Annotated in this window: 24 protein-coding genes and 1 pseudogene; 9 read left to right on the top strand and 16 right to left on the bottom strand. The window is 41.9% G+C overall.

All coding sequences use genetic code 11. The features are described 5' to 3' along the window. Positions 1 to 98: 98 nt before the first annotated feature. The 15 genes and pseudogenes from BLQ81_RS07565 to BLQ81_RS07495 all read right to left on the bottom strand — a co-directional run bounded on the left by BLQ81_RS07565 (position 99) and on the right by BLQ81_RS07495 (position 16,808). Positions 99 to 1,769 carry a DUF7017 domain-containing protein gene (locus BLQ81_RS07565; RefSeq protein ID WP_092729339.1) on the bottom strand — a complete coding sequence of 557 codons (1,671 nt, stop codon included), beginning with the start codon at positions 1,767 to 1,769 and terminating at the stop codon, positions 99 to 101. A 3-nt stretch (positions 1,770 to 1,772) separates the two neighbouring features. Next, positions 1,773 to 2,261, bottom strand: coding sequence for a CRISPR-associated endonuclease Cas2 (gene cas2, locus BLQ81_RS07560; RefSeq protein WP_092729338.1), 489 nt, complete (start codon positions 2,259 to 2,261; stop codon positions 1,773 to 1,775). 4 nt (positions 2,262 to 2,265) lie between these two features. Beyond that, entirely contained in the window at positions 2,266 to 3,282 is a 1,017-nt protein-coding gene (locus BLQ81_RS07555; RefSeq protein WP_092729337.1) for a CRISPR-associated primase-polymerase type B, read from the bottom strand. Further along, a pseudogene (gene cas1 / locus BLQ81_RS07550) lies at positions 3,279 to 4,274 on the bottom strand (CRISPR-associated endonuclease Cas1). The gene BLQ81_RS07555 and the pseudogene cas1 overlap by 4 nt, the downstream one beginning before the upstream one ends. 331 nt (positions 4,275 to 4,605) lie before the next feature. Beyond that, complete coding sequence (locus BLQ81_RS07545; RefSeq protein WP_092729336.1) at positions 4,606 to 6,018, bottom strand: ATP-dependent DNA helicase; 1,413 nt, start codon at positions 6,016 to 6,018, stop codon at positions 4,606 to 4,608. Next, positions 6,015 to 6,371, bottom strand: coding sequence for a hypothetical protein (locus BLQ81_RS07540; RefSeq protein ID WP_092729335.1), 357 nt, complete (start codon positions 6,369 to 6,371; stop codon positions 6,015 to 6,017). The genes BLQ81_RS07545 and BLQ81_RS07540 overlap by 4 nt, the downstream gene beginning before the upstream one ends. Further along, positions 6,371 to 7,525 carry a Card1-like endonuclease domain-containing protein gene (locus BLQ81_RS07535; protein WP_092729334.1) on the bottom strand — a complete coding sequence of 385 codons (1,155 nt, stop codon included), beginning with the start codon at positions 7,523 to 7,525 and terminating at the stop codon, positions 6,371 to 6,373. The genes BLQ81_RS07540 and BLQ81_RS07535 overlap by 1 nt, the downstream gene beginning before the upstream one ends. 8 nt (positions 7,526 to 7,533) lie before the next feature. After that, entirely contained in the window at positions 7,534 to 8,604 is a 1,071-nt protein-coding gene (locus tag BLQ81_RS07530; RefSeq protein WP_092729333.1) for a Card1-like endonuclease domain-containing protein, read from the bottom strand. A 6-nt stretch (positions 8,605 to 8,610) separates the two neighbouring features. Beyond that, positions 8,611 to 10,725 carry a TIGR03986 family type III CRISPR-associated RAMP protein gene (locus tag BLQ81_RS07525; protein ID WP_092729332.1) on the bottom strand — a complete coding sequence of 705 codons (2,115 nt, stop codon included), beginning with the start codon at positions 10,723 to 10,725 and terminating at the stop codon, positions 8,611 to 8,613. A gap of 4 nt (positions 10,726 to 10,729) precedes the next feature. Beyond that, on the bottom strand, positions 10,730 to 11,152 hold the full coding sequence (locus BLQ81_RS07520; protein ID WP_092729331.1) for a TIGR04423 family type III CRISPR-associated protein: 423 nt from the start codon (positions 11,150 to 11,152) through the stop codon (positions 10,730 to 10,732). Between the two features lie 10 nt (positions 11,153 to 11,162). After that, complete coding sequence (locus BLQ81_RS07515; protein ID WP_092729330.1) at positions 11,163 to 12,521, bottom strand: RAMP superfamily CRISPR-associated protein; 1,359 nt, start codon at positions 12,519 to 12,521, stop codon at positions 11,163 to 11,165. Between the two features lie 2 nt (positions 12,522 to 12,523). Then, positions 12,524 to 14,011: a hypothetical protein gene (locus BLQ81_RS07510; protein ID WP_139183581.1), complete on the bottom strand. Its 1,488-nt coding sequence runs from the start codon at positions 14,009 to 14,011 to the stop codon at positions 12,524 to 12,526. Between the two features lie 4 nt (positions 14,012 to 14,015). Further along, positions 14,016 to 14,588, bottom strand: a complete 573-nt coding sequence (locus BLQ81_RS07505; protein WP_092729328.1) for an RAMP superfamily CRISPR-associated protein — start codon at positions 14,586 to 14,588, stop codon at positions 14,016 to 14,018. After that, the gene (locus tag BLQ81_RS07500) at positions 14,557 to 16,137 is read right to left on the bottom strand and encodes a Cas10/Cmr2 second palm domain-containing protein (protein ID WP_092729327.1); all 1,581 of its coding nucleotides are present in this window, start codon (positions 16,135 to 16,137) and stop codon (positions 14,557 to 14,559) included. The genes BLQ81_RS07505 and BLQ81_RS07500 overlap by 32 nt, the downstream gene beginning before the upstream one ends. Positions 16,138 to 16,139: 2 nt before the next feature. Continuing rightward, complete coding sequence (locus tag BLQ81_RS07495) at positions 16,140 to 16,808, bottom strand: CRISPR-associated endonuclease Cas6 (RefSeq protein ID WP_092729326.1); 669 nt, start codon at positions 16,806 to 16,808, stop codon at positions 16,140 to 16,142. Between the two features lie 513 nt (positions 16,809 to 17,321). Between BLQ81_RS07495 and BLQ81_RS07490 the strand changes: the two genes are divergently transcribed. From BLQ81_RS07490 to BLQ81_RS22920, 9 genes are all read left to right on the top strand, one after another. Next, positions 17,322 to 17,699 carry a DnaB-like helicase C-terminal domain-containing protein gene (locus tag BLQ81_RS07490; protein WP_092729325.1) on the top strand — a complete coding sequence of 126 codons (378 nt, stop codon included), beginning with the start codon at positions 17,322 to 17,324 and terminating at the stop codon, positions 17,697 to 17,699. A 133-nt stretch (positions 17,700 to 17,832) separates the two neighbouring features. Next, a complete protein-coding gene (locus BLQ81_RS07485) occupies positions 17,833 to 18,075 on the top strand; it encodes a hypothetical protein (RefSeq protein ID WP_092729324.1) in 243 nt (80 codons plus the stop codon). Next, positions 18,047 to 19,705, top strand: coding sequence for a TM0106 family RecB-like putative nuclease (locus BLQ81_RS07480; protein ID WP_175454184.1), 1,659 nt, complete (start codon positions 18,047 to 18,049; stop codon positions 19,703 to 19,705). The genes BLQ81_RS07485 and BLQ81_RS07480 overlap by 29 nt, the downstream gene beginning before the upstream one ends. A 10-nt stretch (positions 19,706 to 19,715) precedes the next feature. After that, the gene (locus BLQ81_RS07475; RefSeq protein ID WP_092729322.1) at positions 19,716 to 20,912 is read left to right on the top strand and encodes a DEAD/DEAH box helicase; all 1,197 of its coding nucleotides are present in this window, start codon (positions 19,716 to 19,718) and stop codon (positions 20,910 to 20,912) included. A gap of 75 nt (positions 20,913 to 20,987) precedes the next feature. Further along, on the top strand, positions 20,988 to 21,140 hold the full coding sequence (locus BLQ81_RS22220) for a hypothetical protein (protein WP_175454183.1): 153 nt from the start codon (positions 20,988 to 20,990) through the stop codon (positions 21,138 to 21,140). Positions 21,141 to 21,442: 302 nt separating this feature from the next. Continuing rightward, positions 21,443 to 22,030, top strand: a complete 588-nt coding sequence (locus BLQ81_RS07470; protein ID WP_092729321.1) for a hypothetical protein — start codon at positions 21,443 to 21,445, stop codon at positions 22,028 to 22,030. Positions 22,031 to 22,214: 184 nt separating this feature from the next. Next, on the top strand, positions 22,215 to 22,880 hold the full coding sequence (locus BLQ81_RS07465) for a hypothetical protein (protein WP_092729320.1): 666 nt from the start codon (positions 22,215 to 22,217) through the stop codon (positions 22,878 to 22,880). A 156-nt stretch (positions 22,881 to 23,036) separates the two neighbouring features. Further along, positions 23,037 to 23,489, top strand: a complete 453-nt coding sequence (locus BLQ81_RS07460; protein ID WP_092729319.1) for a hypothetical protein — start codon at positions 23,037 to 23,039, stop codon at positions 23,487 to 23,489. A 327-nt stretch (positions 23,490 to 23,816) separates the two neighbouring features. After that, positions 23,817 to 23,942: a hypothetical protein gene (locus BLQ81_RS22920; protein ID WP_262481041.1), complete on the top strand. Its 126-nt coding sequence runs from the start codon at positions 23,817 to 23,819 to the stop codon at positions 23,940 to 23,942. Between the two features lie 50 nt (positions 23,943 to 23,992). On the opposite strand, the gene BLQ81_RS07450 is transcribed toward BLQ81_RS22920, so the two are convergent. Beyond that, positions 23,993 to 25,207: an ATP-binding protein gene (locus tag BLQ81_RS07450; RefSeq protein WP_092729317.1), complete on the bottom strand. Its 1,215-nt coding sequence runs from the start codon at positions 25,205 to 25,207 to the stop codon at positions 23,993 to 23,995. Between the last annotated feature and the right edge of the window lie 90 nt (positions 25,208 to 25,297).

Raw genomic sequence — 25,297 nt, 5'->3', positions numbered from 1 at the left:
TTTAAGTGGATTACGCCTTCGTTTCCTGATTTTTTGAGCGTTTTTGCCGGAAATAAACGGATGGTCTATCAGCCTCATAGTCAAATGTAGGGGAAGTTTTAGTATTCTGTGCCTAGTTTAAGGGCTATTTTTTTTTCGGGTTTGATCATCTTGACCATCCGCCAGGCCCAGGTATCTTTGCCTTTGACAGGTCCGTACACGGCGACTCCTTCGAGTGCTTCATTTTCATTAAGTTCATACGCTTGGATCATACCGGGTGACACAAACACCCCGGATACAAACCCAAAGGATTGTCCGGGTTTTTTCAGCAATGTGCCACTTACCTGTTTTCTAAGGTGGATCATCTCCTCCTGCCGGTCTTCCGCCTTTTGCAAGCTTTCGATTTTATAAAAACCGTCGCCGCCGCCTGCTCCTCTGATCAGGTACAGTCCGCCCACTTCTGGTTTTATTCCCTGATATTTGCCAAAGCCTTTCTTTTTGTCCCGAGTCAGAAAGTTGAGCATGTTTTTGTCCGGATTGAGATTATCTACCACTACCAGCAGCTCCTCACTCGAAGTAGAGTCTGAACGCCCTCCGAGTAATTTCTCGGCAGGAGTCAGGTAGTTTTCGTACTTACCCCGCAGTGGGATTTCTAAACCTGCTGTGTACCAAGGGGAGTTTATCCAAGCGCGATGGGAGGTTCGACTACCCCATCCCTGTTTTTCCCGGAGCTTCATCAGTTGGATGAGCTCTGATTTGGCCCAGTCATAGTCTTCTGCCTGAATCAAGTGCGTAATCAGGCGTTCCTTGATCCCGGAAAGGAACTCCGGCTTGGTCCTGCAGGTCATCGCTTTGCAGAGGCAGGACAGGTAAAGCTCGGGGTCGCTGTGATAGTATTCCGCAAATACCTGCCAAACCCAGAATTCTCCTTGTTTCTTTCGTGCAAAGGGCATAAAAGCCGCCAAGCCTTCCACTCTGTCCCCGATCTCCAGGAGCAGCTTGGCTTTGAAGTACGGAACATAGAGCATCCCTTTGTGGGGTTCGAGCAGGGGTTCTACGATTTGCCTGAGGTAGTCTTCCACCCGTGCTTTGGAGGCTTTCTCCCGGATCAGAGCCTTGGAAAAGGCGATGTGAAGCCGCTCTGCCAGGGAGATGATTTTCTTGCCTTCATAGTCTTGCTTTTCATAATCTTCGGTATCCAGGAGATCAAAAAATCCCAGAAACTCCAGGTACTGAGTCAGCGGGGTGTCGCTCCACAGTTCTGCGGGGAGCTTGATCAGTTCCTGCAGGAGCAGTTTGAAGACCAATAGCTTTTGGGGGGTGGCGTTTTTCTTAAAAAAATCCAGCCGGTGCATGAGTACTGCGGTCTCGGGTTTTTTGGATTTGTTCTGATTTCTGACCAGATAATAGAGGCTCCAGGCGAGTTGTTCCGACTTGGGGCTTTCGGCAGCGGCATGCAGGTCAAACGCTTCCTCAAATTTGCCTTCTTGGATCAGTTGCTTAGCGGCGATGTAATTGGCCGAGAGTACTTCTCTGAAGTAGGCCATGCGTTCGTAGATGAGGGTTTCATCCGGAGGCATTTGCAAGGCTTCAAACTCTGCATAGAACCGCTTGGCCTGGGCTGACTCTCCGGCTTGTACGTGCTTTTTGATCAGGTAATAGATCGACCAAGTATGGCTTCTTTTCATCCAAATATCCTCAGGCTTGGACTCCAGGTCTGATTTGGACAATCGATAGGCGTCTTCGTATCGGTTTTGGTTTCTGAGATTTTTGACTTCTGCTAGACTCATGGCTTATAGAAAAACAGTGTTGGGAGGATCAATGATGCGTTCGATGTTGACATTTTTACCGATCAGCTTCATACTTCTGGCGTCAGAAATATTGAGAGGGACCAGGATGATACTGTCGTTGTTTTCATAGATTTCGTTGATTTCAACGAGCGTGTCCCGGATCTCGTCAAACTTTTTGTGATCCGAATGAACCAGGAAAACGGATTTTTGAACCCGTATGCACCCGTTTTTGAGTAGATATTTGGACACGAGGTTTCTCACCTTGTTATTTTGGATATCATACATGATCAGGTAATTCATGGTAGTGCTTTTGACGGGCTTGCTTTGGAGTATGCCGAGGATTTTTTTGATTCGTTCGGGCAGGGGAGCGAGTTGATCTTCTTCCGAGAGATTGGTGTCGATTTCCTGTTCCGGGGGCCGGAATAGTCCTGCGTTCTGGATTTTTGCAATTTGCTCTTTGAGATTGAATTCTCTTGGTTTTGGTTTGGCCATCGGATCAGGAGTAGGGGGTCAGTTCGCTTTGGAGGTACTCGACGAGCTGCTTGGCCAGTTCCTTGTTTGACCCGCTTTTAGTAGTCGCCACCACATTGGCTCCTCTTCTGCCAAAGAAGATGTTGAGTTCAGCCCAAATCTTTCCGGAGTTGATTTTGCACTGTCTTCCGTAGGAAATAGGCCTGACACTGCTCAGTTCAAGTTGGATTCCCTCTAGTAGTCCTTTGATCAGATCCATGATCTCCTCGAGTTCTTCGGGCTGCACATAGTCCTTTTGACGGGGTTGATGGACCTTCATGCCCATTTTTTCTTTGATCCGCTTGATCACTTCATCGGGGAGTTCCTGATTGGAATTTTCGGGAGAAGGGGGATGCTGTACTGCTGCGGTAGCTTCTTTGACGGCAGCTTTGAGTTCGTCCAGCGCAAACAGATCTTCCTGCTTCAGGTATATCTCGGCCTGAATCCCTTCAGACTCGGGATTGTGGTAGGCACCCGGGTCAAAACTGACGAAGCAACAGCGGCTGACATCGTGTGTTTTGATATCGAGCGCTTCTCCGAGCTGGTAGCGGTTTCGGAATACCAACCCAAACGCTTTGTAGAATCCCGCATAGTATGCCGCATCAGAGATGGGTTTGTCCAATTTGAAAAGAACCTTCAATCCATCCCCTCCCGGGGAAGCAAAAAGGAGTTCTACTTGGGGGTCAAGTTTGAGTTTGGTGCGGAGCTCCTCCAGATCATGCCCAAAGTCCGAAAGGTGGTCAATGTCCAGGATGAACCGATCGGCATGCAGGAAGTTTTCTTTTCTCCGGACTTTGGGATGAAAGTCAGCACATACTACATAGGGAAGGGTAGTTTTAAGTCTGCGGTACTGAGCCGGATCCAAGGCACGGATCGCTTGAAGTCTTCGCTGCAGCGTGGCTACTTCCCCGTCGGGATTAAGCAGGGCTTTGTGGAATTTGACCAGGGTGATGTCCTGTAGCTGATCACCAGCCTGTGTCACTTGCTTGCCTAGCCGGATCATAGGGAGGCTGTTTTGGTGAAAAATTGTGCTAAAGCCTGCATCTGTAGGTCGATGTGACTTTGACGACTGACAGTTCGGTTGCCTATCGGGATGACCTCACCAAGGTAATCGTTGACAGATTGGATGAGGATTCGCTTGGCGAGTGGACCCAAGAGCAAGCCTTCGTTGACAGGGGAGATTTCAAAAGCTTCTGCGGGAATTGCCTCTTGGGTAGTGAGTTGGATGACGACGTAGTCCATCCAGGCGCGGTATTTTTCGATCATGTCGTACACCAAGGCCGGCCGGTTGTATTCGTCCCGATGGAAAATACCCACGTAAGGGTCGATACCAGCCTTGATCAATGCACCTTCCACTTTGCTGTAGAGCATGCCATAAGCATAATTGAGCATGGCATTGAAGGGGTCTTTGGCAGGCATGCGGTCTCTGCCCTCAAAGCTGAAACGCTCCGGCATCAGTGATGCAATGGACTGAAAGTAGCGTTTGGAAGCAGCACCTTCCCATCCTCGCAAGGTAGGGCTGATATCCGAGAGGTGTTCTGCTTCAATGGCCCTGATTTTGTCTTTGTAGTCTTCGATGCTGTTGATGGCGGATTTGATCAGGTTGTGGGCAGGCAGGACCTCTTTGGGAGGTTGGACAGCGAGCAAAAGTGCAACCTGAGCATCAAGTTTTTCATAGATCATTTCTTTGACCTAGGGAATTACTGCCGGGGAATAGAGGAAATTGAGTTGAGCACGTCGGATGTTGGAGATACTGCCATATTTGACAGACCAGACTCTGCCCTCCGGATTGCCAGTATCCGAGACGAATAGCACATCCACTTGATGGTGTATGGCCAGGATAATGGCATCGCTGGTGATGCGGGCGGCTTTGGAGATGGAGATGCTTTTGACCATATCCGGCGGGAAGGATTGCTTGCCTTCCTCGGTCTGGATGACGAAGAGGCCGTTTTCGCGAATCAGGGTGGCTCCATAGGAGTTGATAACTAGATGCATGGCGTTTTAGTAAAAATGGGTTCTTTAATCTAAACCTGACAGGTTTGATCAAATTTTTCTAGTTCCATACCGAATCGTATTTGGTTTCCGATAAAAAACCTGTCAGGTTTAAGATTTAAATAATCAATCAAAAATCAAAATCAGACAAAAACCTGACCGATTTGATCTATTTTTTCACGTTCGCTTACCGAATCGCAGTTGGTTTTAGTTAAAAAAACCTGTCAGGTTTAAGATTTATTCAACTAATGAGAATCAGAAAAAAACCTGACAGGTTGGGTCCTTACTAACAACTTTTCCAAAGTTCCAAACTTTGGAAAAGTTTGGAATTTACTCACCCTATCCACCACTCGGAGACAAGAAAAAGCTTGTCTCTGGATCGGGTAATTCCGGTGTACCACCATCGGGTGAGCTCCGGTGGATCCATGACATACATTCCCCTGTTGAGAAAGAAATAGACCTTGTCCCATTCGCCTCCCTGACTTTTCTGGCAGGTGACCGCATAACCGAAGTTGGCCCGAAGACTGTTGAGGATGGGGTCCTTTTGCATGGCAGAATAGTAGAGCTCGGTCTTAGGCTTTATTTTCTTTTCCCTCATCCGTTGGCTGAAATCTATCATAAGTAGCCGCTGCTGCTCGGGATTGAGATTGGCGTGTCCATTGTGAAGGGGATCAAGGCAGAGCAGGATTTCGTGCGGTTTGCCGGTGAGTCGGGCTTTTACAGTGACATGGATAAAGCTGATACCCTTTACGGACAGAGATGACCCCACTTGGAGGACCTCTACAAAGTCCCCGTTGGTCAGGGGTACCAAGTAGTTGTTTTGGGTCACCATCAGCAGGTCTCCCGCCTGAAGTGGGCAGTGGGGGTCCTGATAGAGTCTTTTTCGGACTAGGAGGTTGATTTGATGACAGTTTAGATTGCTGAGACTGATAGCAATGCTGTTTCCGGAACCGTTTTGAACAAGTTCTTCTAGGTATCTTTCCTTCATTTGTTCAAAAGGTAGGACAGCAATAGTAGGGCTGTTTCTTGCAGGAAGTTTGACCCATTTGGTATTAAATTGGAGACTGGTCATCTTACGAACGCGGGTAGCAAGCTTGAGGACTTCGGAATCCTGTTTTTGCCGGAGTATCTGAGTCATCTCGAAGGAAAAGACTTTTTTACCCAAGTTTCTGAAAAAATCAACGGACAAAGCGGGACTATCCGGAGACCCCACGGGGGGCAGTTGGCAAGGGTCACCGGAAAAAATCACCTTGTTGCTGCCCACCAAGGTCAAGAAGTCTGTGAGTAGGTGTCCGGAACCAAAAGAGGCAAAGGAGGAGTCGTCGTTTCGCTCGTCCCCGATCATGGATGCCTCATCGACGATGTAGACTTTTTGGATGTCCTCGTCAGGTTTTCGGATTTCGAAGAGGAGCCTCATCTGTCCGTAGTCTTCTTCTTTTGTATTTTCTTTGCCGGGATCGGCATCCCCGTCAATGTCTTTGAAATGGTAAAGTTCCGAATGGAGGGTTCGGGCCAGAAATCCCGATTTGGTGCTAAGTACTGAGGCTGCCCTACCTGTGGGGGCCAGGAGAGAGAATACGGTCTTTTTTTCGTCGAGATAGGCAGCGAGGTGCTGCAGGAGGGTGGTTTTGCCGGTGCCTGCGTAGCCTTTGAGGATAAAAAATGCCTGATCGGGGAGTTGGAGGAACTCAATCAGGCGGTCGAAAGCGTCCTGCTGCTGTTCGTTGAGGACAAGGGGATTATTCATGGCCAATAGTGTCTGAACCGGACAAATTTGAATTTAGAGATTTTGGTGCCGTCGGGCAGATCCTCGGTGGTTCTGTTGGTGGTAGAAGCGAGGCAGGAGATTCCCGATTTTTGTAATTTTTTGATTAGTGCCACACAGAAGGTGAGTTCGCCCATGATATGGACATGTTTTGGTCTTTTTTCCAAGACTTTGTGGAGATATTCATCGACCAATTTGTCAAGAGCGACTTCATTGAGGTTGGGGTCCACATGGGGAAATGGCAAATCCTCGACTTTTCCGTAGTTCTGTGTGGCCCATTGGATTTGATTTTCAGGCCAGGAGGAGGAGGGGTGGTTTGAGAAGTTGAGGAGCATTATTTTTCAAGTTTAAAAAGCTTCTTTAATTTAGATTCATCTTTTAAATATTCAGCTCCAACTAAATTAATTCCTAGATATTTTGCCCTGTTTTTTTGATTTTCATTGAGTTGGGTTAAATCGTCTGTACAAAATAGATAGGTATTGACATATAGTCCAAAGTCTTTTTTGAGAGCAGCAGTTTTATACAAAGTATCATTATACAAGTTATTATTAATTTGCCCATCTATAGAAATAGAGGATTTACATTCAATATAATAAAGAGAATTCTTATGAGTAAATAGAATATCTATTTCGTTTGGAGTCCCTTCCCTGTAGATGTGTATACCCATAGCAATTTCGGGGCCATCAAAATTAAATAATTTCTTAATTATGAAAAGAATATACTCTTCAAACCAGTCGCCAGTTAAATACTTTGTTTCTTTTTTGGATAGCCAGCCCTTAGATTTATTGATAGGTTCAAATCCAAAGCGAATTAATTCTGCATAATGATTATTAAAGGCAGGATATTCATCTAATTTTAACTGTTTCTCTCTTAGCTCATTGATGTGTAAAAATTTGATTGATTCATATATTTTATGATTTCTGTTATTTAAAAATACATTTAAAATCTTTTGAGATGTTTCAAAATCTTTTATGGTTTGATTTCTTTTTAGGATGTCCTTTTGTTCGTAATTTTTATTAGCACCATCTCTTACTCCGTTGGCAATTAAATAGGTAGCAAGGTCAATTTTATAAGTATGAGGAATTATGTTTTGATCAATTGGAGGTAAAATTTGCCTAAATTGATTTCGGCCTCCATCTAAATAAAAAACATTTGCATTGGGGAATTTCCCAAAGTAGGAAAAAGCTCCCAGAGCCATAATTTTTGTACCTCCAGTTATATTAAGATAAATCTTAGTTTCATTTTCGATTTTAATTTTCTCTTCAATTTTCTGGTCAAATAACTTTAGATTATATTCATCGACCTCAATGATTTCAAATTCCTTTACCTTTTCAATACATGCAAGCCTAATTTTCTCACTAATTCCCTTACGTTCCATATCAGGAGATGAAATGAATAAATAAGTATCAACTTCCGGCATTTCCTTGATGAATAAAACATTTGGGATAGCCTGATCACTGATTAAGGAGACAAGTATGGTTCTGGACATGTTGCTTTCTATTTTTGATTAAATTTTTCCAAAAGAGCATCCAATTTTTGATGGAGATTGATGCTCAATAATTCTCGACCGGAGTAATTTTTAAAATCCTCCATTTCCAGAATTTTTTCAATTCCGAGAGTGATTTGAAGGTTTTCCAGTTGGGTTCTTGCCTGAGGTACTTGGGTGATTCCTCCCAGGATCGCCAGGTACTTTTTACACTTTAATCCAAAGTTTTTGGTCAAAGAGGCCAGTTTAAACATGGGAGTCGAGACCTTTTCGATCTTCAGGTTCTCTGTCGGAAAGACTTTACACTCCATGACATATAGGTCATTTTGGAAAATGAACATCAAGTCAAATTCATTGTCATGCTCGTAAGGACTGGTGCTGTCTTTTCTCCTGATTTTCACATTACAGGCAATTTGGGTGTTAGCCAGCTCAAAGGCATCCCGGAAAACTTTGTAGCAGTAGAGCTCAAACCAAGTGCCCATGAGGTAGTTTTTATCCTCGTCTTTGTATTCCTGTTGGGTAGCCCGACTGATTACTGGAACTCTTGAAGGATGTCCTTCCTGAAGAAGTTTTTTCATCAAAATCTCAGGTTTGGGAGTACCCTCGAAATAATCCAATGAGCTTTCTATCATAAAGCCATAGGCTTCGAGGTATTCCGCTAAGGAAATGTTTACCTCGGGATTTTTGGGAAGTTGCTTCACGTCCGGGAAGAGTTGCTGATAGCTTGCCGATCCAATGGGCGCATAGTACATGCTGGAAGTGTAGGCCTGAAAGTGCTGGTACACCATCTGGGACATCAGTTTATTTCCTCCTGTCAGATTGATCAGGTACTCAGCTTCCTTAGAGAAATTGAACTGTTCGAGTTGCCGTTGGATTAGGCTTGCATCATTTGCATCGATGAGGATTTTTCGACAATGTTTCAAGTCGAGTTGTAAAGCCTCAATCAGATTTTGGGTTACTTTTTTGTTTTCCATCTCCTGTGTAGTCACAAAGAGATAAAAACAACCAGGCTGCTGAAACTGCTTGATAAAATGCAGATTTGGCACAGCCTGATCGGAGATGATGGAGAGGAGGTGGGGCATATTAGGTTAATCTTCTATACCCAGTCCATATTTATTTTGAAGGGATATTTTCAAATCCTCTCCTAACCATTTTGTAATGTTTCCACTCCAATGAGCCGATTTTTTCAGTTTTTTAAGGGAATCCTTATGTTTTGATTCAATGATTTCAATCAGCTTATCCAAAATTATTTTCTTATTGTTCTCTGTAAACTCGCTAAAAACACTAATCTCCTCATTTAAATATTTGGACAAGTCTTGATAGTTATCAAAATCCAAAACCAGCGAATTTTGAGGCTTTAGTCTAAGGGCAAATGGTTTTAAATTTTTTGATAAATCCTGTAATTCAAAAGTCTCAGTAAAACTATCAAGCTTGTCAAGATCCTTCTCGATATTATTGACTTTTTTCTTTTTGTAATCTGCATAATCTTGAACTGAAGGATATTGTAAAAAGTCTTCATCTACACCACCTTTTGCCATAGCAAAGAGTTCATTTATTTGTGGGCTATGCAGCCAATCAGGATTGATCGAACTCATTAAGTTCTCAAAATCCAGCATGTATTCTTCGGCTGATTTTTTGAGAAATTTTAAACCCTTAATGCTAATCTTCACCTTACCATATCCAAGTGGTTTTGCAGCACCCAAACTATGGTAAAACTGGTCAGAGTAACCATGAAAACTAATTGCTGAAAGTAAAGCTCCGATTTCCGCTTGTTTCAGATTATGGAACCTAACCTTCAACTTAAATTTTGCGCCTTTATCTAATGGTTTGAATTGGGAGATCACCTTAGTATTATCACCAATTAATGATTTCTCTTCTTTGGTTTTTACTGGGTATCTTTTAAAGCCTCTTAAAACCGCATTCAAATCATCGTAGGTAAAGTGTTTTCCGTTTTCTTGAAACTGAGTTAAATAGTAAGGGAAATAGGAAGCTTTGGGTCCGCCAAGGATTGCATCCACGGTTTTCAATTCTTTGACACTTGATTTTTCAGCCAAGCCATGGCCAAACATTACCCTTCCTTTGAAAGCGTCTTCTTTTTCTGCATAGCCAAAAAGAGTCTCCGTTAGATCGCGGCTTTTTGAATAGGTCTTTAAAGGGTCTAAGTGAGAAATTTTATATTTAAACGGCAATTTGTACATATAGGACAAACCGAAGTGCTGTAAAATCCCTGAATTATCCTCTGAAAAAAACACGGGGATTTTTTCGCCTTTTTTTAGTTTTTCTCTCCAATATTTCCAATCGGGAGAGAGGTTATTAGGATCGTCATGACCATAGATGAATTTGAAGTCTTTCTGTTGATCCTTATTAACGTCCAGTTCTTTAGGATTCGGGTCATCAAAAAAGACAAATTCTCTTGTTTTTCCTGAACTACTAAACCTATGGGTAGGATCTATATCTCTCAAATCTTCTTTACGTTTGCTAGGTTGACCAGTAAAAACCAATCGGCCATTATGTCCTGCTGGATCTTTCTTAGCCATTTTTAGGGTAATGGGAGAACCCTCAGAAATAGGTTTTTGAAATTTTGAAAAAGTGCTTGTTAGACTAATTTCTTTTACCGTTCTGTCCTCATATTTGTCTTTGGCATTTTTACCTTTTGGATCCTTATTTAGATAATAATCTCGAAAAGGTAAGCCAAATGATTCTTTTAATTCGATATGTTCAATAAAAGCCAAATCTTCACATTTTTCAATTTTCCAATTCCCCTCCTTATCTTCCGTCATCCAACCTCCTTTGATTTCAAAGGCTTTATATCTTGTCATATACTGATTAGTGGAACCAGATAAATCTCTAAAAGCGTAGCGATGGTCATTGATCAGGTCTTTATTTAACCGGGAAAAACTCATAATCTCCATCACATTTCTCACCATTCCCTTCAATGAAGTAGCGGGGATAAAATATTGCTTCTGACCGTTTGAGTCGATGTAATGGGAAAATTCCTGAGTCGGTTTCTCGTTTTCTCCAGGCTTTGCATGTCCGTTTCGGATAAAAATCGGGGTCTCGGCGGTGATTTCGATTTCGATCTCGCCACTTTCTCCATCTTCAAATGGGACATCATGGCTTACTTTGTCTGCCCAGTCCGGTGTAAAAACCTGTGCTTCGGTGGGTGCAGGAACGAAATTATAGGGGGATTTTACGATGGTCATAGGATTAGTAGTTAAAGCCAGAGAAAATTAAAGCTGAGGGTTTGAGGGTTGGCATGCTTTCATCGCCACTGACGTGAAGAGGAACTTCTTCCCACACTTGTTTGAATTTGACTTTTTCCACATTTTCCAGCTTGTGAGGGAGATAGGTTTTTTCTACTACTTCCAAACCAGCCAATTGCTTCAGGTCATAGGCATGTATCAAGTAGTGGCCAGTGTGCTGGATGTGGATTGAAACTTGTTCAGTTTCGGAATAAAGCAGGGCCTCGATGCAGAAAGGGTTTATTCCTTTTTCAAATTTGTCTTTCGGGAATACTTCATCGAATAGCATTACAGGTTTATCTTGATCAGAGACCCAGTAATATCCCGTAAACTTATAATTGGGGATAGTATGGAGGGTATTGATTTCTTTTAGGATATAGTTATTCATGGTCCGAATTTTAGTAGCTGAAAATTTCTTGTTGGTTTTTAATTAAGGATCCTGTAAAAATCCCATGACCTTTGGTAGTCATTCCTCCCAATGGAAGTAATCCTTTGCAGATGTCCAAGAGTGCTTCTTCAAGTACCTCTGCATAGTTAGATGCTACATTTTCTTCCAAAAAGACATCTATTCCTAAAACATCTTTTTCTAAATAGCTAACCTTCTCTGAAAACAAAGCGCCTTCTAATGCCCCTCCCGTAAATCTGTCAATTGCTACATGGTTGAGAATTTTGTCATTTTTGACTTTATCAGAAGAGAGAAAGATATCATTAATGAATACTTTTCCAGCAGCCGGATCAGGGACACTTTTACCAGCCTTTCCGAAAAGTTCAGCTACCGCTTCATTTTCAACTCCGATTTTGGGACCCATTGTCCCAGCCCATCTTTGATTTCTTTTATTAAAATGATAAGCCACCCGATGTGCAAGTGCTCCTTTAATGGATGACCCGGGGATAACTGTTTGTTTTTGGAACTTGATTCCATCGGAAGTGTATGTGATCACTTCTTCCTCCAGTGGGGTGTTGTCCACATCTTCATCTCCAGAGCCGGATCCAAAAATGAAAAAAGGATCGGGTGTAAGTTTTAAGGTATAATGGATTTTTGACTTCCTGTTGGGATGTTCGACAGAATCAGTACTTTCCTCTTTAGTCCAATCAATGTCATTAAAGGAGGGAGAAAAATTCAAGAAAGCTGTTAGTTCATTTCGAAGATCAAACCTCCTGTGTTGAATCTTTTGGACTTTGAGGCAGCCGTAGCCGTTTCGGGTTCCTGCACCTATTCTGAATTCAGGACTTTGTATGATGTCTATCAATTCTTGCCAGTCCTGTTGGAAATTGCCTGATAGATCAGTCAGTTCCAACTCAAAAACAAACCGTGTTCCTTTGAAGATCACTTCATTGTCAAAAAGTCCGTTTTTTTCGGCTACTCCTTTGTCGTTCATTCTGACATGTTGGCGAACGGGTAAATGGTCAAACTGTTCTTTTAAGTTATTCCATTTTTGGTCTAAAATCAGTCCTTCTGAAGTTGTGCTATTGTCCAGCATCATCAATGCGGGACTTACCTTAAGCAAAGATCCTGTACCAGTATCTCCGCCTTTGGAATCTCCGAAAATTGCTGCTAACATGCTATTCTCTGGAAGCTTGGCAAAGCTGTGTCTGAGCACTCCGGCTAAGGAAGTACCGGGGATCATTGGAAATCCATTGGCATCTTTTTGCACCAGCGCATCTTTCAAAAGTGTCGAGTTGCCGGAACCAACAAAAAGGGGTGTTTCTGCCCTCAATAAAAATCTTGCGATGTATTTGATGATTGTTTGTGCCATGATTATTGTTTTTTAAATTTTTTGGCCATTTCGGAGGCGAACTTGGCAATGAATATCCTCAGATCTGCCTTCAAATCTCCCTCTTTAGGATTTTTTGGATTTTCAATTTCTGCGATAATTGCTTTAAACTGATTCAATCTTTTACTTCCATTTTCTCCCCAGCATTTCTCGAATGCTACACCATGGGAGAGGTAGGCATCTTTTCCATCATAGAGCTTGTCTTTAATTTCCTTATTGTCTTTGGCTCTTGAAGCGATGGATCGGATAGTCCCCCATTGGCTGGCAGAGACATCTTTGAGCTTGCTGTAAGTAGTCGGAACTTCCTGATGCACATATTTCTGCACCTCCTGTGAGGTCATAAGCTCTACTTTACTAGCCAAATATTTATTGTGCAGGAAGTTTGAAAGTGGGGTCTTTAAGGTTCCTTTCTTGAATCCTGTTGAATCAGACTTGTCTAGGGACACTTTCAGTTCAGCTTCAATTGAATTTTCTTTTCCCTTTAAAAACTCAGGATTGTAAATGACTTTACCCAATCCTTCAGCCTGATAATTTCCAATGTATTTGGATGATTCTGAAGATTTTGGGCCTTTAATATAAAATACGGATCCTTTCAGAATACAATGCCTTTGTGTAGAAGTGGTTTTTCTTTGGCCATTCCATGGTGCATAACTGTAGGTTCGAACTTGAGATTTTGACCAATCTATTTCGCCATCTTCCAGGCCTAGATCTTTGACAGTTGGTTGGAAGGTTGGCTGTCCATTTTCGTTGAAAAAACAGAGATTGCTTTCCGCATAAACGAGTACAAATTTTCCATTGGAATCAAAGGATTTGATTTCTTCTTTTATATCGAAAAGTTCAATTTGTACCTGCCCAAATTCAGCGGTCTTTGATTTACCTAGTCGCTGGGTTCCTTTCAGGGCTTTGGTTACTAGTTCGAGCAAAGATTCATTTTTAGATTCGACTGAAAAAATAAAGCTTGTTCCTGCAGGAAGAGCTTCAAAACCAAACATATTTCCGGTTTTGGAAGTCCTCGAATCCCTATCATAAGCAGATTTCAGACTGAATTTTTTTTGAATCTCTTTTACCAAAGTTCCTTTTGCAGAAATATAGCCTGTTCGGGATTGTTGTAACTGTAATGGTGTCTCTTTATCGTCCTTTGGATGATTCTCCTTAGTAATCAGGTGGTGCAAATAAATGTGGTCTTGCTCTAATTTTGATTTCTCCTTTTGTTGAAAAAAAGTAAACGGAACAGCATAGGTAATTTCACCTTGGCTGGTAGCAATCCTTGCATCACTGAATCTTACTTCGTCTGAGTGAAAAATTTGGAAAGCCTCTACATTGGTTACTTTACCATAAAGGTGTTTGGCTACAATTCCCAGAAAATTACTTCCCGGAATGAAATCCAGGGTGGTCATATTTCCTTCTGTAGCCAGTTTGCTGTTTAAAACAACATCAGACAAAAGCGTGCAATTAAAATATATGGTCTTCATTTGATTATTTCAATTTTATGGAACATCTGCCTAATCCTCTGTTTCTGTTGGCTCCAATATTTCGGATATACCTTGCCAGTTGGTCAATCAATTGCCTGTCGGAATCATCAGCCCCTTGGATATATCCTTCCAAAGAAAGAGGAATACAAACTTCCATTACTCTTAAGGAAGATTTTTTGGCCACACCTGTGGTGGATTCTATAGCAGTAGAGGCAATATTTCTATACAAAAAATCTACATGATCTTTACCTATGGCGGATTTTTCCTCTTCAGGCAAAATTACATTGGAAAAGAAAAGTGATCCTGGGGAAGTGACTTTGGTGTTTTTATCCATAAAACCAAAGAGAGGATTAAAGGATTCATCATTAAATCCTTCAATTCCCAATGCCTTGAAATCCCTAAAGGAATCTACAAACAGTCCTTTCAATGTTTTGCCGGGAATATATGGAAAACCGTCCTGATCCTTGATAACCACAGAATCTGCTTCTGCCCCTGCCGTAAGACCTGACCCTGCATGCCATTCCGTCAAAAAGCTTATCGTATAATTAATTTTGTCTTGTTCCATATCTAAATCCATGTAAAGTGATTAAATCCAATAATTGAGATTTTTCGGTTATTAGACCTGAATCTGTACTTGCCAGCCTGGAAAAAATTTCGAGATCTTCCTGAAGATTGATGTCTTTAAAAAATTTCTCGTTAACTGTTTTCATTCGTTCCAGATTAAAGGAAGCCACTGAGAAATCCTTAAAGGAATCTGAAACAACCTTTCTGATTTTGCTGATCGCTTTGGAGCCATCTTGTGAATCCGCTTCTTTTCTCAGTACGCTCAGCTTTTCCTGAAGCTTACTTAGGTCATTGAGGAGGTAAGGCCCAAAATAGTAATCCAGTTTTTTACCTTCATTTATAGCTTGAAGCGTCCTTTCTTGCAAAATGGAAAGCTTATCTGTAAAGGACTCTTGTACCTTGTAAAAGGCCAAAGCAGATTCCGGTATCCCATTATCTCTTTTTGGATGTCCCTCTTTCACTAAATTTTTGGCGTCCTTGCAGAGAGATTCTGATAAGTTCAAGGCATAGTGAAGTGGGTAGGATTCCTTGATGTAGGCTATCCCTGCACAGGCTGTGATTCCTTCCTTGAATTCAGTAATGCCAAATTCTTCCAAAACCTTGAACTCATCTTTGGTTTTCTTCTCAAACTCCCTGAGGAAGAATTCTGTAAATTCTAAAGCCAAATCAGCTCTGATAATGAAAGTAATATCGTCCCCACCGCAGATAATGGGTCTTATGGGGTGTTTATTATCTGATGTAAAAGCATCCGCCTTACTAAAGACTTTCCAAAATGCAGATTGTGCAGCTGCTTGGGTTGCATGATCTAAGGCTAAGGAAAATTTTCTAAAGGCAGCTTTGCTTTTTTCAAATTCGGAATTCTTAAGCTTTTCGCCCATTACGCGTAAAATATTTCCAAGGCCGTTACCATCTGCATGAACTACAGCAATCCACGAGTTCGAATGTCCTTTACATATTTCCTCAATTTCAAGGGTGATTTCTTTCGGTTTTTCTGTAAGACCAGAGATTTTACGAAAAAGCCTGGTATGGCTGGATTCATTTGTCAAATCTGATTTTTGATCTACCGCCTTGTCTTTTTTTATGGTGCTTTCGCAAAAGGCTTCTAATTTGCTTTTTCTTTTTTTAAACTCCACTGCAACGCCTCCTGTCCTCCTGGCACGTTCCAGTCCCATAAATCCAATTTCTAAAGGCATATTTGGTTTATTCCGTTCTGTTTTCAGTTTTTCCTCCAATTGATTAATTGTTTCTGAAAGTGGAATATTCTCATCGATCTTAACCACTGCTTGACTTACTGTTACTCCAGGAGCTTTTGATAAAACTTTTTTCGTAAAACCTTTTATCAGTTTTTTGCAAACTTCTTGGTCTGCTATGTATTTGATATTTCCTGCAGCACTCAAAATGATGTTTTCATCATATTCATCAGACCCAATGAAATCATAAAACATTTCAGTACATATCTCCTCCACCAACTCACTCCCCCCCACAATTTCTTTGAGCTTATTCGTCTGAAAAATAAAGCTCTGTATGCCCTGAATACTGGCACCGTATAAGTATCTATCCATAGTTAATTTGATTTAATGACTGTTCCGAAACCTACGCTTGCCCCTTTGCCCAAGCCGATGTCGGGAGGGAGAAATACGTTGGTTTTAAATTCTATATCGAAAGAGAGTAAGGACTGCCCTTTGTGTTTGACCGGCTTGAAAGCGGGGAGGGTCAGTAGCTTTACTTCAATGTTTTTGTCCACTGTCCATTGTATTCCCTTGGCAAAGGACAGGAGGTTGCCTGTGAGGATTTTTTCCAAAAAAACCACTTTGTCTGAGATGCCTTCCAGTTTTTGGTACTCGGGGAAGTTTTTTTCATTCAGCGCAAGCCAGTCTCTCAGTTTATAGGAAAACAGCGCGTCACGCACATCTACATTAAACCGGTTGATCTTGATGTTTTCCACCAAGAGGGATCTTGACTGAGTCCCGATTTTGATTCCGCCCAGATTTTTGATAAAAAAATTATGGATCTCATCGACACCATCCTGAATACATACGATTTCAGCCTTTCGCCTTTTTGACTTGTATTGGACGAGGGGATAGGCATAGTGAAATTTATCTTTGTCCAGATGATTATGAAAAATCACATGCTCTCTACCTACAATATCAATGATTGCTCCTCGGAAGGCTGGAATCTCGTAGGGTTTTAAATCAGTGTCAAATGTGATTTTGATTACTCGTACGCTGGGCATAGGGTGGAAAATAATACAGGTTATTGCTGGACAGATTGGGTGCTGCATGATAAGCAGAAAGGATCGCTCAAAAAATACCCAGTGTAGGGTATTTTTTAAAGATTGGAAGGTACACAATCCCTTTGTCGGGTATTAAAATTTGACTCTTTGACATTTTTAAGTTTTATGAATTTATGCTTTCGGGATCCCAGTTCATTAGCTCCAATTATTTTTTTAAAAGACAATTTGAAAAGGAAAACCAGAATGAGCTTTTATTTAAGAATTTGGAGAAAGGCAAAAAATCGTCAACACTCAAGGCAAACTCGTAAGCCATGGTAGAAGGGTAGCTTAAAGCCGAAAGAATGGAAACGAAACGCCTGATTTTTGGTATGAACTTCATCTACCTAAGAAAAGTATTTTTTTCACCTTTCCCAAACCCTTTGACAAGCGTAGGGATTCTTCGGAAAAGCGTTAAAAAAAAGCCGCTTGTCGAGATCATGAAAAAAGTTGATCCCTTGTAATTATATTCGTTTTATGAATGAACAGGAATTTTTCAAACGCCTTGGTATTGAGGCTTCGTTTTCCACACCTCTTCTTAGCGGGTACCGTGAATTGGATGAATTAACTCATGGGGGATTTTCAAATGAGATAGTAACAGTTGCGAGTAGGCCGGGTCATGGCAAAACAGCTTTGCTTTTCAATCTGATGATGAATTTCTCCCTGAACCAGGATTTCAAAGGGATTGTAGCCTTTCCCAGAATGTCTCAGCGGGACTTTATTCTACATTTCACTTCTTCGCAGACTAATATCAACGTGTTCAAAGAAGGTTTGAGAGAGGATCCATCCGGAAAAATGAGGATTGAGAGAGAGAACAAGCCAAACAATCAGGGCTTTTTTTTGGATTTCGATTAATAATTTGAGATTCAATTTTCAGCTTAGATAACCTATTTTTTGCTAAGCTGTACCAATGCAATGGTTTTCAAATCAATATTCAGTAAATAAAGGCATGTTATTTTTCAAAAATTAGTGTAATAAACCAAAGGCCATGATTGATTTTGGAAAACTGCGGACTCTTCAAATTAAAAAGGACATCCTCAGTATTACGATGCTTGAAAAGAAAGAGATTATAACAAAGACTTACATCTACCTTGGGATTTTTCTATTGGCGATTTTAATGATGGGAATCTTGCAAACTGCGCACAGCAATTCCCAAATAACTGAACTGGAGTTCAAAGCAGGGAAGACAATCTTAAGATTTGGTGGCGTATTCTTCTGGCTTGGTATATGATGTCATTTATCAAGCTAGGCTGGGAAAAGAGAATGAATGGGGTGGCTGGGCTGATTTCCTGATCAAAGTGGATGAACCGAGTGCTCTTGGGAATTACTCCTATCAGGTAATGGATACCAAACTTGCCACGGAGACCAAAGCAGCTACAATCATTCAAATAAGTCTTTATTCGGAAGCTTTATCAGAGTTGCAGGGATACATGCCTGAATTGATGTGGGTGAAAACTCCCGATGAAGAAATCAGCTATCGGGTCAGCGAATATGCTGCGTACGTACGCTTGGTAAAAAAACGGTTTTTGGAAGCTCTTGCAAAGGAAGAAACAGATACTTATCCCGAGCCAGTGCCTCATTGCGATATCTGCACCTGGTGGGAAGTCTGCAATCAAAAGCGGAGAGCCGATGACCATCTGGGATTTGTGGCAGGAATGGGAAACGCTCAGATCAAGGAAATAAAAATGCATGATATAAGCACATTGGGATCTTTTGCTCAGTGTCCCAGTCCAATTTCTTTTTCTCCCAAAAAGGGAGCAAAACAGACATTCCAAAAGCTGAGGGACCAAGCAAATATTCAGTGGAGAAGCAGAGAGGAGAACCATCGCCCGATCTACGAACTTTTAGAAATCCAACCTGAAAAAGGGTTTTTCAAACTTCCGGAACCACATAAATATGATCTTTACCTCGATTTGGAGGGCGATCCATTGGTAGATCCCGGAGGATTAGAATACATGATTGGGTGGTATCATCTTGGAGAGTACCATGCGCTTTGGGCAAAAAATGAAGCCGAAGAAAAGCAGGCATTCGAAACCTTTATGGCAAGAGTGCAGGAAATTAAGCTGGAGTTTCCAGAAATGCACATTTACCATTACGCACCCTATGAGGTAAGTGCCTTTAGGCGGCTTATGGGCAAATATGCCATTTGTGAGGATCAAATGGATGGATTACTTCGATCAGGCACCTTTATAGACCTTTATGGAGTAGTTAGGCAAGCGGTAAGAGCGAGTGTAGAAAAGTACTCTATCAAAGATCTGGAAAAATTTTACGGCTATACGCGAGAGATTGACCTAAGAGAAGTCTCCCGACACAAATCTATGTATGAGTTTCTTCTTGAAACCAACAAAACCGGGGAGGCTTCGGACGAAATGATTGAAGCTATCAGGCTCTATAATCAGGACGACTGTATTTCAACCCAACGCCTTCACACTTGGCTGGAAGAACTACGATTGGAACTAATTAACCAAGGTACTGATATCCCCCGGCCTGAGCCCAAGCCGATGGAGGCCAACGAAAAAATTACCGAACATCAGGGTCGCATCAAGCCACTTGTGGACGCTTTGCTTGAAGGTATCCCCGTGGCTCAAGATGAACGCGACTCAGTCCAGCAGGCCAAATTTATTCTTGCCCACATGCTGGATTGGTATCGAAGGGAAGAAAAGTCCCTCTGGTGGGAACATTACCGACTTCTTGATTTGACACCGGAAGAACTCTTGGAAGAGAAAAACGCCATATCCTTTCTCTCCTATACCGGCAAAAGTTTTTCCGAAAAAAGATCAACTGTCTACGAATACCGATTCCCCTTCAGAAGAATTCAGGGCTGTTCGATCTCTTTTGCTTCGTCAACCACCCGTTATTAATGCTCCAATATTGAATCAAGGAAACCTACTTGAACTCACCAAAGAATGGTCCGAGAAATTAGATCACAGCTACTTGCCGATCCAAGGGCCTCCTGGCTCGGGGAAAAGTTTTACCGCCAGCCGAATGATCATGCACCTGATCCTTCAAGGAAAAAAAATCGGGGTAACAGCGATGTCTCACAAGGTAATCACCGCTTTATTGGAAAAAGTCTGGAGACTAGCCGAAGAAATGAATCATCCGATCCGTTTGATTCAAAAAGCAGATGGCTCCATGGAGGTGCCCTGGGAGTCTGTCCTTGAAGCTAAAAAGCTAATTGACAGTGTGAATCGGGTAAATATTTTGGCCGGCACCCCATTCCTTTGGGCAAATGAAGGTTTGCTCGGTTCGGTAGATTATCTGGTCATTGATGAAGCTGGACAATTATCACTGATTGACACATTAGCCTGTGGCCAAGCCGCAAGAAATCTAATTCTCTTAGGTGATCCACAGCAGCTTCAGCAATCTCAACAGGGCGTTCATCCTGATGGAACAGAAGTTTCGGCACTAGCTCATATTCTTCAGGGACAAAAGACCATTTCCGAGGAGCAAGGAATTTTTCTGGCAAAAACCTGGAGAATGCATCCAGCAATTTGTGAATTCGATTCCGAACAATTCTACGAAGGTAAACTTCATGCAATTCCCGGATTGGAAAATCAAATGATCTGTGGTAACACACGGTTTGGTGGTTCAGGTTTACGTTTTCTCCCGGTTTCACATCAGGGAAATACGAGCAGTTCTACGGAGGAGGTAGCTGAAATTATCCAACTAGTTACTGAACTCTGTAATGGAGATGTTTTCATCGTGGATAGTAAAGGCAAAGAAAAGGTTCTCCAACCTTCTGATATCAAAATCATTTCTCCCTATAATGCTCAGGTTGGCTTACTACAAACTGCTTTACCTCAAATTCAGATAGGTACTGTAGATAAGTTTCAAGGACAGGAAGCTCCCGTGATCATTTATTCAGTGGCAACCTCCTCTCCGGAAGATGCGCCTAGGGGCATGGAGTTTCTTTATAGTCCCAACAGATTCAATGTTGCTGTCTCGAGAGCAAAAGCCTTGTTTATCCTTGTAGCCTCACCCTCCATTCTGGAACCGGACTGCAAAAGTCCCGCTCAGATTAAATTGGCAAATCCATTTTGCCGATTTGGTGAGTTAGCTACCTATTAATTAGTTAGTCGTCATTCTAGGAATACCAGTCCTTGTTTTTAGGAATCAAAAAATACTAATCCAAAAAATCAACCAATGCCCAGATTCAAAATCACCATGACTCCAAAAACCGGAGGAGAACCGAAAGAAGAAATGTTGAAAATGAACTTCCTGCTTTCTATGGAATTGCTGAATGGGCTTGCTATAGTGAAAACACAAATGATGATTGGAGTTCGGAACTGCGCGTGATTTGGTTTATGGATTCGATTGGTGAAGTTACTTTCAAAGAGATGATTCAGCAATCCCTTGTAGGCTTGGACTGGGATCAATTTGCCCAGAAATACGACCCAAGTAGTCTTTGAAAGGTTTTTTAGGCTAAAAGTGTGTTAGTCCGAGTACCCGACAGACGAGAGTCTGGAGGTTCGAGGACCTTTCGTACTGCCCGACTCTCATCGGTCAGGTGCTCAAGGTGACAATACCCCTGCTTTAACATTGAGCCACAGTCATTTCCATTTTGTATTTTCTTAGAATCTTTAAGACTCAGCCTGAAAATGGAAATCCTTTTGAGACAGTCTCAAGGTGGCAGTAGAAACCCTAATGCAACCAATAATACAAGCTTGCAAAATCTCAAATCAAACTTCTCATTTTCTCAATTTTGGAACTCAAAAGACAAAAACGCCATGGAAAAAGAATTTCGATTTAGCTTCGATCAACTGACATTAATTGATCAAAAATATCTGCTCAAGTTTTTCGAGGCAGAGGGATGTTCCGATTGGGAAAAGTTTGAGAACACGTACAGTTCTGCGGAACTTCTGTCCCTGTTTGATAGAGGAGAACTCCGAAAAGTAAGACATCTTAGTTATTTGGCGGCTCTTCTCGCTCACAATGTGCTTATCTATACAGCCATTCCTCAATACCACATGCGAAAAGACCTGATTTTTAAATCTGTAGTGAAAAACAAGGATGTTGATTTTAAATTTAATCCCAATTGGTATGATGGATTAAACAATGAACATGAGGGCATTATTTCTCTAACGGGTACCATTGAAACCTATGATTTATTGGAATTGGATTCGCTGTTTAAGAAATATGAATGCCTTAGTCCTATCGTCAACAAATCTGAAGAATATCTTGGTTAGGGTTCCGGGGAAAAGATTGCCTGCCTCCCGAAGGGAAGGTATCTATTAATACATAATTGTGAGTGAGACACTCACAATGGCGACAGTCTCCTGTAACCTCCATGCGGCCGCTGTTAGTGTCTCCACTAACAGCTAAATATTCTTGTTTTGTCTAAATATTCTTCAAATTTATCACCCTACGTCAATGCCCTCCATCCATATCCTCCCAGCTGCTACCCTTCATTTTCTGGAATATGAAATCAGGCATTCCCTCAAAGGAATAGATCGCCTCGATTGGGATGATAATTGGAAATTTGAGCAGACCTCATGGACCTATCAGTTGGTTCAGTTGATGATCCTAATGGCTCAGGGTAAGGTAAAGCGGCTTTCTCCAGTATGGATCGAAGTAGAGGACGAAGACTACATGATAGAGCAGGGATTGACTTATTGGTTTGATGTGGTCACGATTGGACAATTGATTACCAACCTAGACTTGGCAGATTTAGTACAAAGAACCCCATGGCCCTATGGCTGGGATATGGATCCTTCCTGGGATAAGCAGTTTCTTGTATTAGCCGAAAAGAACTTTCAGGACTATCCAGGCATCCACTTTTGGGATGTTATTTTTGACAATAAGTTCGGGCCAATTGGGCATGTGGTGATCCACGATGACTTTGTGACAGTTTTGGACACGGAAAAAAAGCAAATTCATTACCAGAGAGGACCCGTCAATGTAGGCGAAGTCATAGAAAGATATTTCTCACACCTGGATTTCAGGTTTTGTAGGTACGTCATGAGTGATGAGCTATATCTATTGGTTTCATTGGAGATGTTATTGGGTATCCCGGCTGAACCTTGGGTTTGTAATTAAGCCGACTTTCCCCGGCCTTGAATCACGGATTTTGCCGAAATCCATACGGGTTGCTGTAAAAATGCCACGAATATTCATTGAGATCCAAAAATATTAAATCTTGAATATCTTGAAGGGTAATTCCTTCACGATTGAACCCAAAAATCCCCCAACAGAATGAGAGAAAAAAAATACAAGTTTCCTGATCAGACACAGTTGGGTTATCTAAATCTGGAGGAATACGGCGTGGTCTTTTTGCAAAGTATCCTGGAAAATCCCCAAGCCACCGATCAGGATGAGATTCCGGGTGCAACCGGCAGGTTTGGATACGACCCAAGCAATCCCATCCCGATACATGGGGTGCCCAATGCCAAGTTTTACCTTAACAACCTTCGTCTGCCGGATGGCCAACCGATTACCTATCAGAGAGAGGGTTCCACCTCACATGAATCAATCCTCTTGCCCATAGATCAATACCTTATTTTCGGTCCTAACGAAGAGGAATTGGGCCGGATTTATATTTCCCCATACCATAAGAAGTGCTCCGAAAAAGCTCCAGAAGGATTGCTGACCGAAGATGAAGTAATTCTTAAGTGGCTGGATGATCATCTAGAGGAGGACTTACTCTGAAGAGAAGACTGAGAATTTTCCATCTTGTTAATCCACTCACGGATGGTTTGGATTTCCACCATCCGAGAAAGCGAAAGGCGATTCCTGGCAAGGTTCAGACCGGATATTTACAGGAATGGAGCGGAGAATTTGATAGTAATTAGTAGTTTGAAAAATATAAGCCGATCCGGAAAAATACCCAGTACTGGTTTCGATACTTGTCTTTTTCATCCCACAACTTTAGCACATCAAGCAAAGCTCATCAAGATGCAGTTCGTCGGAGGGATACGGCGATTCCCTAGTTTTTGGCTATTCAAATGGGACTACAAGATTTCTGCTAAAACCAAAATGAGAAGAAAACCAATTGATAAATTGTATGGGCTCTCGGCTATCCTGATTCTGGTGCTCCTCTTGGCGAAGTATTTAGACCTGTTTCTGGTACCAAATTGGCTGCTGGTTGGAGCTTTAATTTAAGGGGAAGTCACTTTTTTCTTGGAGGCGATGAAACAAAGAAAGAAGGAAGTTTAGGCTATTCCGAAAAATTCCTTCGCAGGCATTAGAAGCCACTTCCAAACAGGAATCACTATTATTCCTTCGAGTAAATCTTCTTGGTTCCAGGTAAGCAAAACCCCTTTTGGAGCTTGTGTTTCGGATAATGCAGCCTGCAATCCTTTGATTTCCCGATGGAGATTATCAGTGTTTAGTTCCCAACACACTTGTACCGCACCAATGATTCCTTCGTTCCATTTGACCACAAAATCACACTCCGAATCCTTATTTTGGAAATATTGGATTTCTTTGAAAGATCGTCGGAGATGGAGATAGACATAATTCTCAAGTTTTCTGCCCAAATCCTTGCTGAAGGAAAGTGAATTTGCAGCAGCCAAGGCAGGGTCAACGCAAAATGCTTTTTTTGGATTGGCCAACTGCTTGCGGATCGAAGGGGAATACATTGGTATCAAATCAAACAGGTAACTCTCCTCGAGGTAATCACAATAATCGATTACCGTCCTGACTGACTTTATCTCCAATAGGCTTCCTATTCGGGAATAGCTGAAGGGTTTGCCCACATTGGAACATAGAAATACACCCAGCCGTATCAGCGAAGTTTCGTTAGTTATGTTTCGTCGGACAGCCACATCACGCGTAAGTATGTCTCGGAATAGAGTTCTCAAATAGTCTTGATCCTGATTGTGCAGAAACTCGGGAAATCCACCTAAATGGAAATAGCTTTTGAAGCTCTCCTCTCCTGGTGATAAGTTTTTGAAAAGCAAAAACTCATTGTAGCTAAAGGGGAATAATTCCATTTGTTTGTAGCGTCCAGTGAGACGAGTTCCCAGTTCTCGACTCAGCATGCTGGCATTCGAGCCTGTGATGTAGAGCTTTTTACCTTTTTCATGAAGGGATCTGGCAAATATTTCCCAACCTGCCACACTTTGGACTTCATCCAAGAGTATGGAGATTTTGCCCATTTCATCTCTGAGTTGTTCGAGTTTTGGAAAATCAACCGCCTCAAAATCCACTAATCTTGGGTCTTCAAAGTTCAGATAAAGTCCGGGCTCAGTGGAAGGTAGACTTTTGCGGATTAGAATGCTTTTTCCACATCGTCTCACCCCGCTCACAACCAAGATTTGGTTGGTTTGTAAAGGGACGGTCATTTCCCGGGAGATAAGCTGTTTTTGGAGGAAATTTCTGTCTTGTTCCTCGATTATCTGGGTAAGAAGATCTATTTGTATCATTTAAATCCTTGTAAATCAATGCAAATATAAAAGCCTGTATTTAAATTACAAGATATCTTGTGTTTCAAATACAAGCTTTTAACCGATAAA

The organism is Algoriphagus alkaliphilus, assembly GCF_900103735.1.
GTDB classification, from domain to species: domain Bacteria; phylum Bacteroidota; class Bacteroidia; order Cytophagales; family Cyclobacteriaceae; genus Algoriphagus; species Algoriphagus alkaliphilus.
The sequence above is the reverse complement of the archived record's forward strand: the minus strand, read 5'-3'. Positions and strand labels throughout refer to the sequence as shown.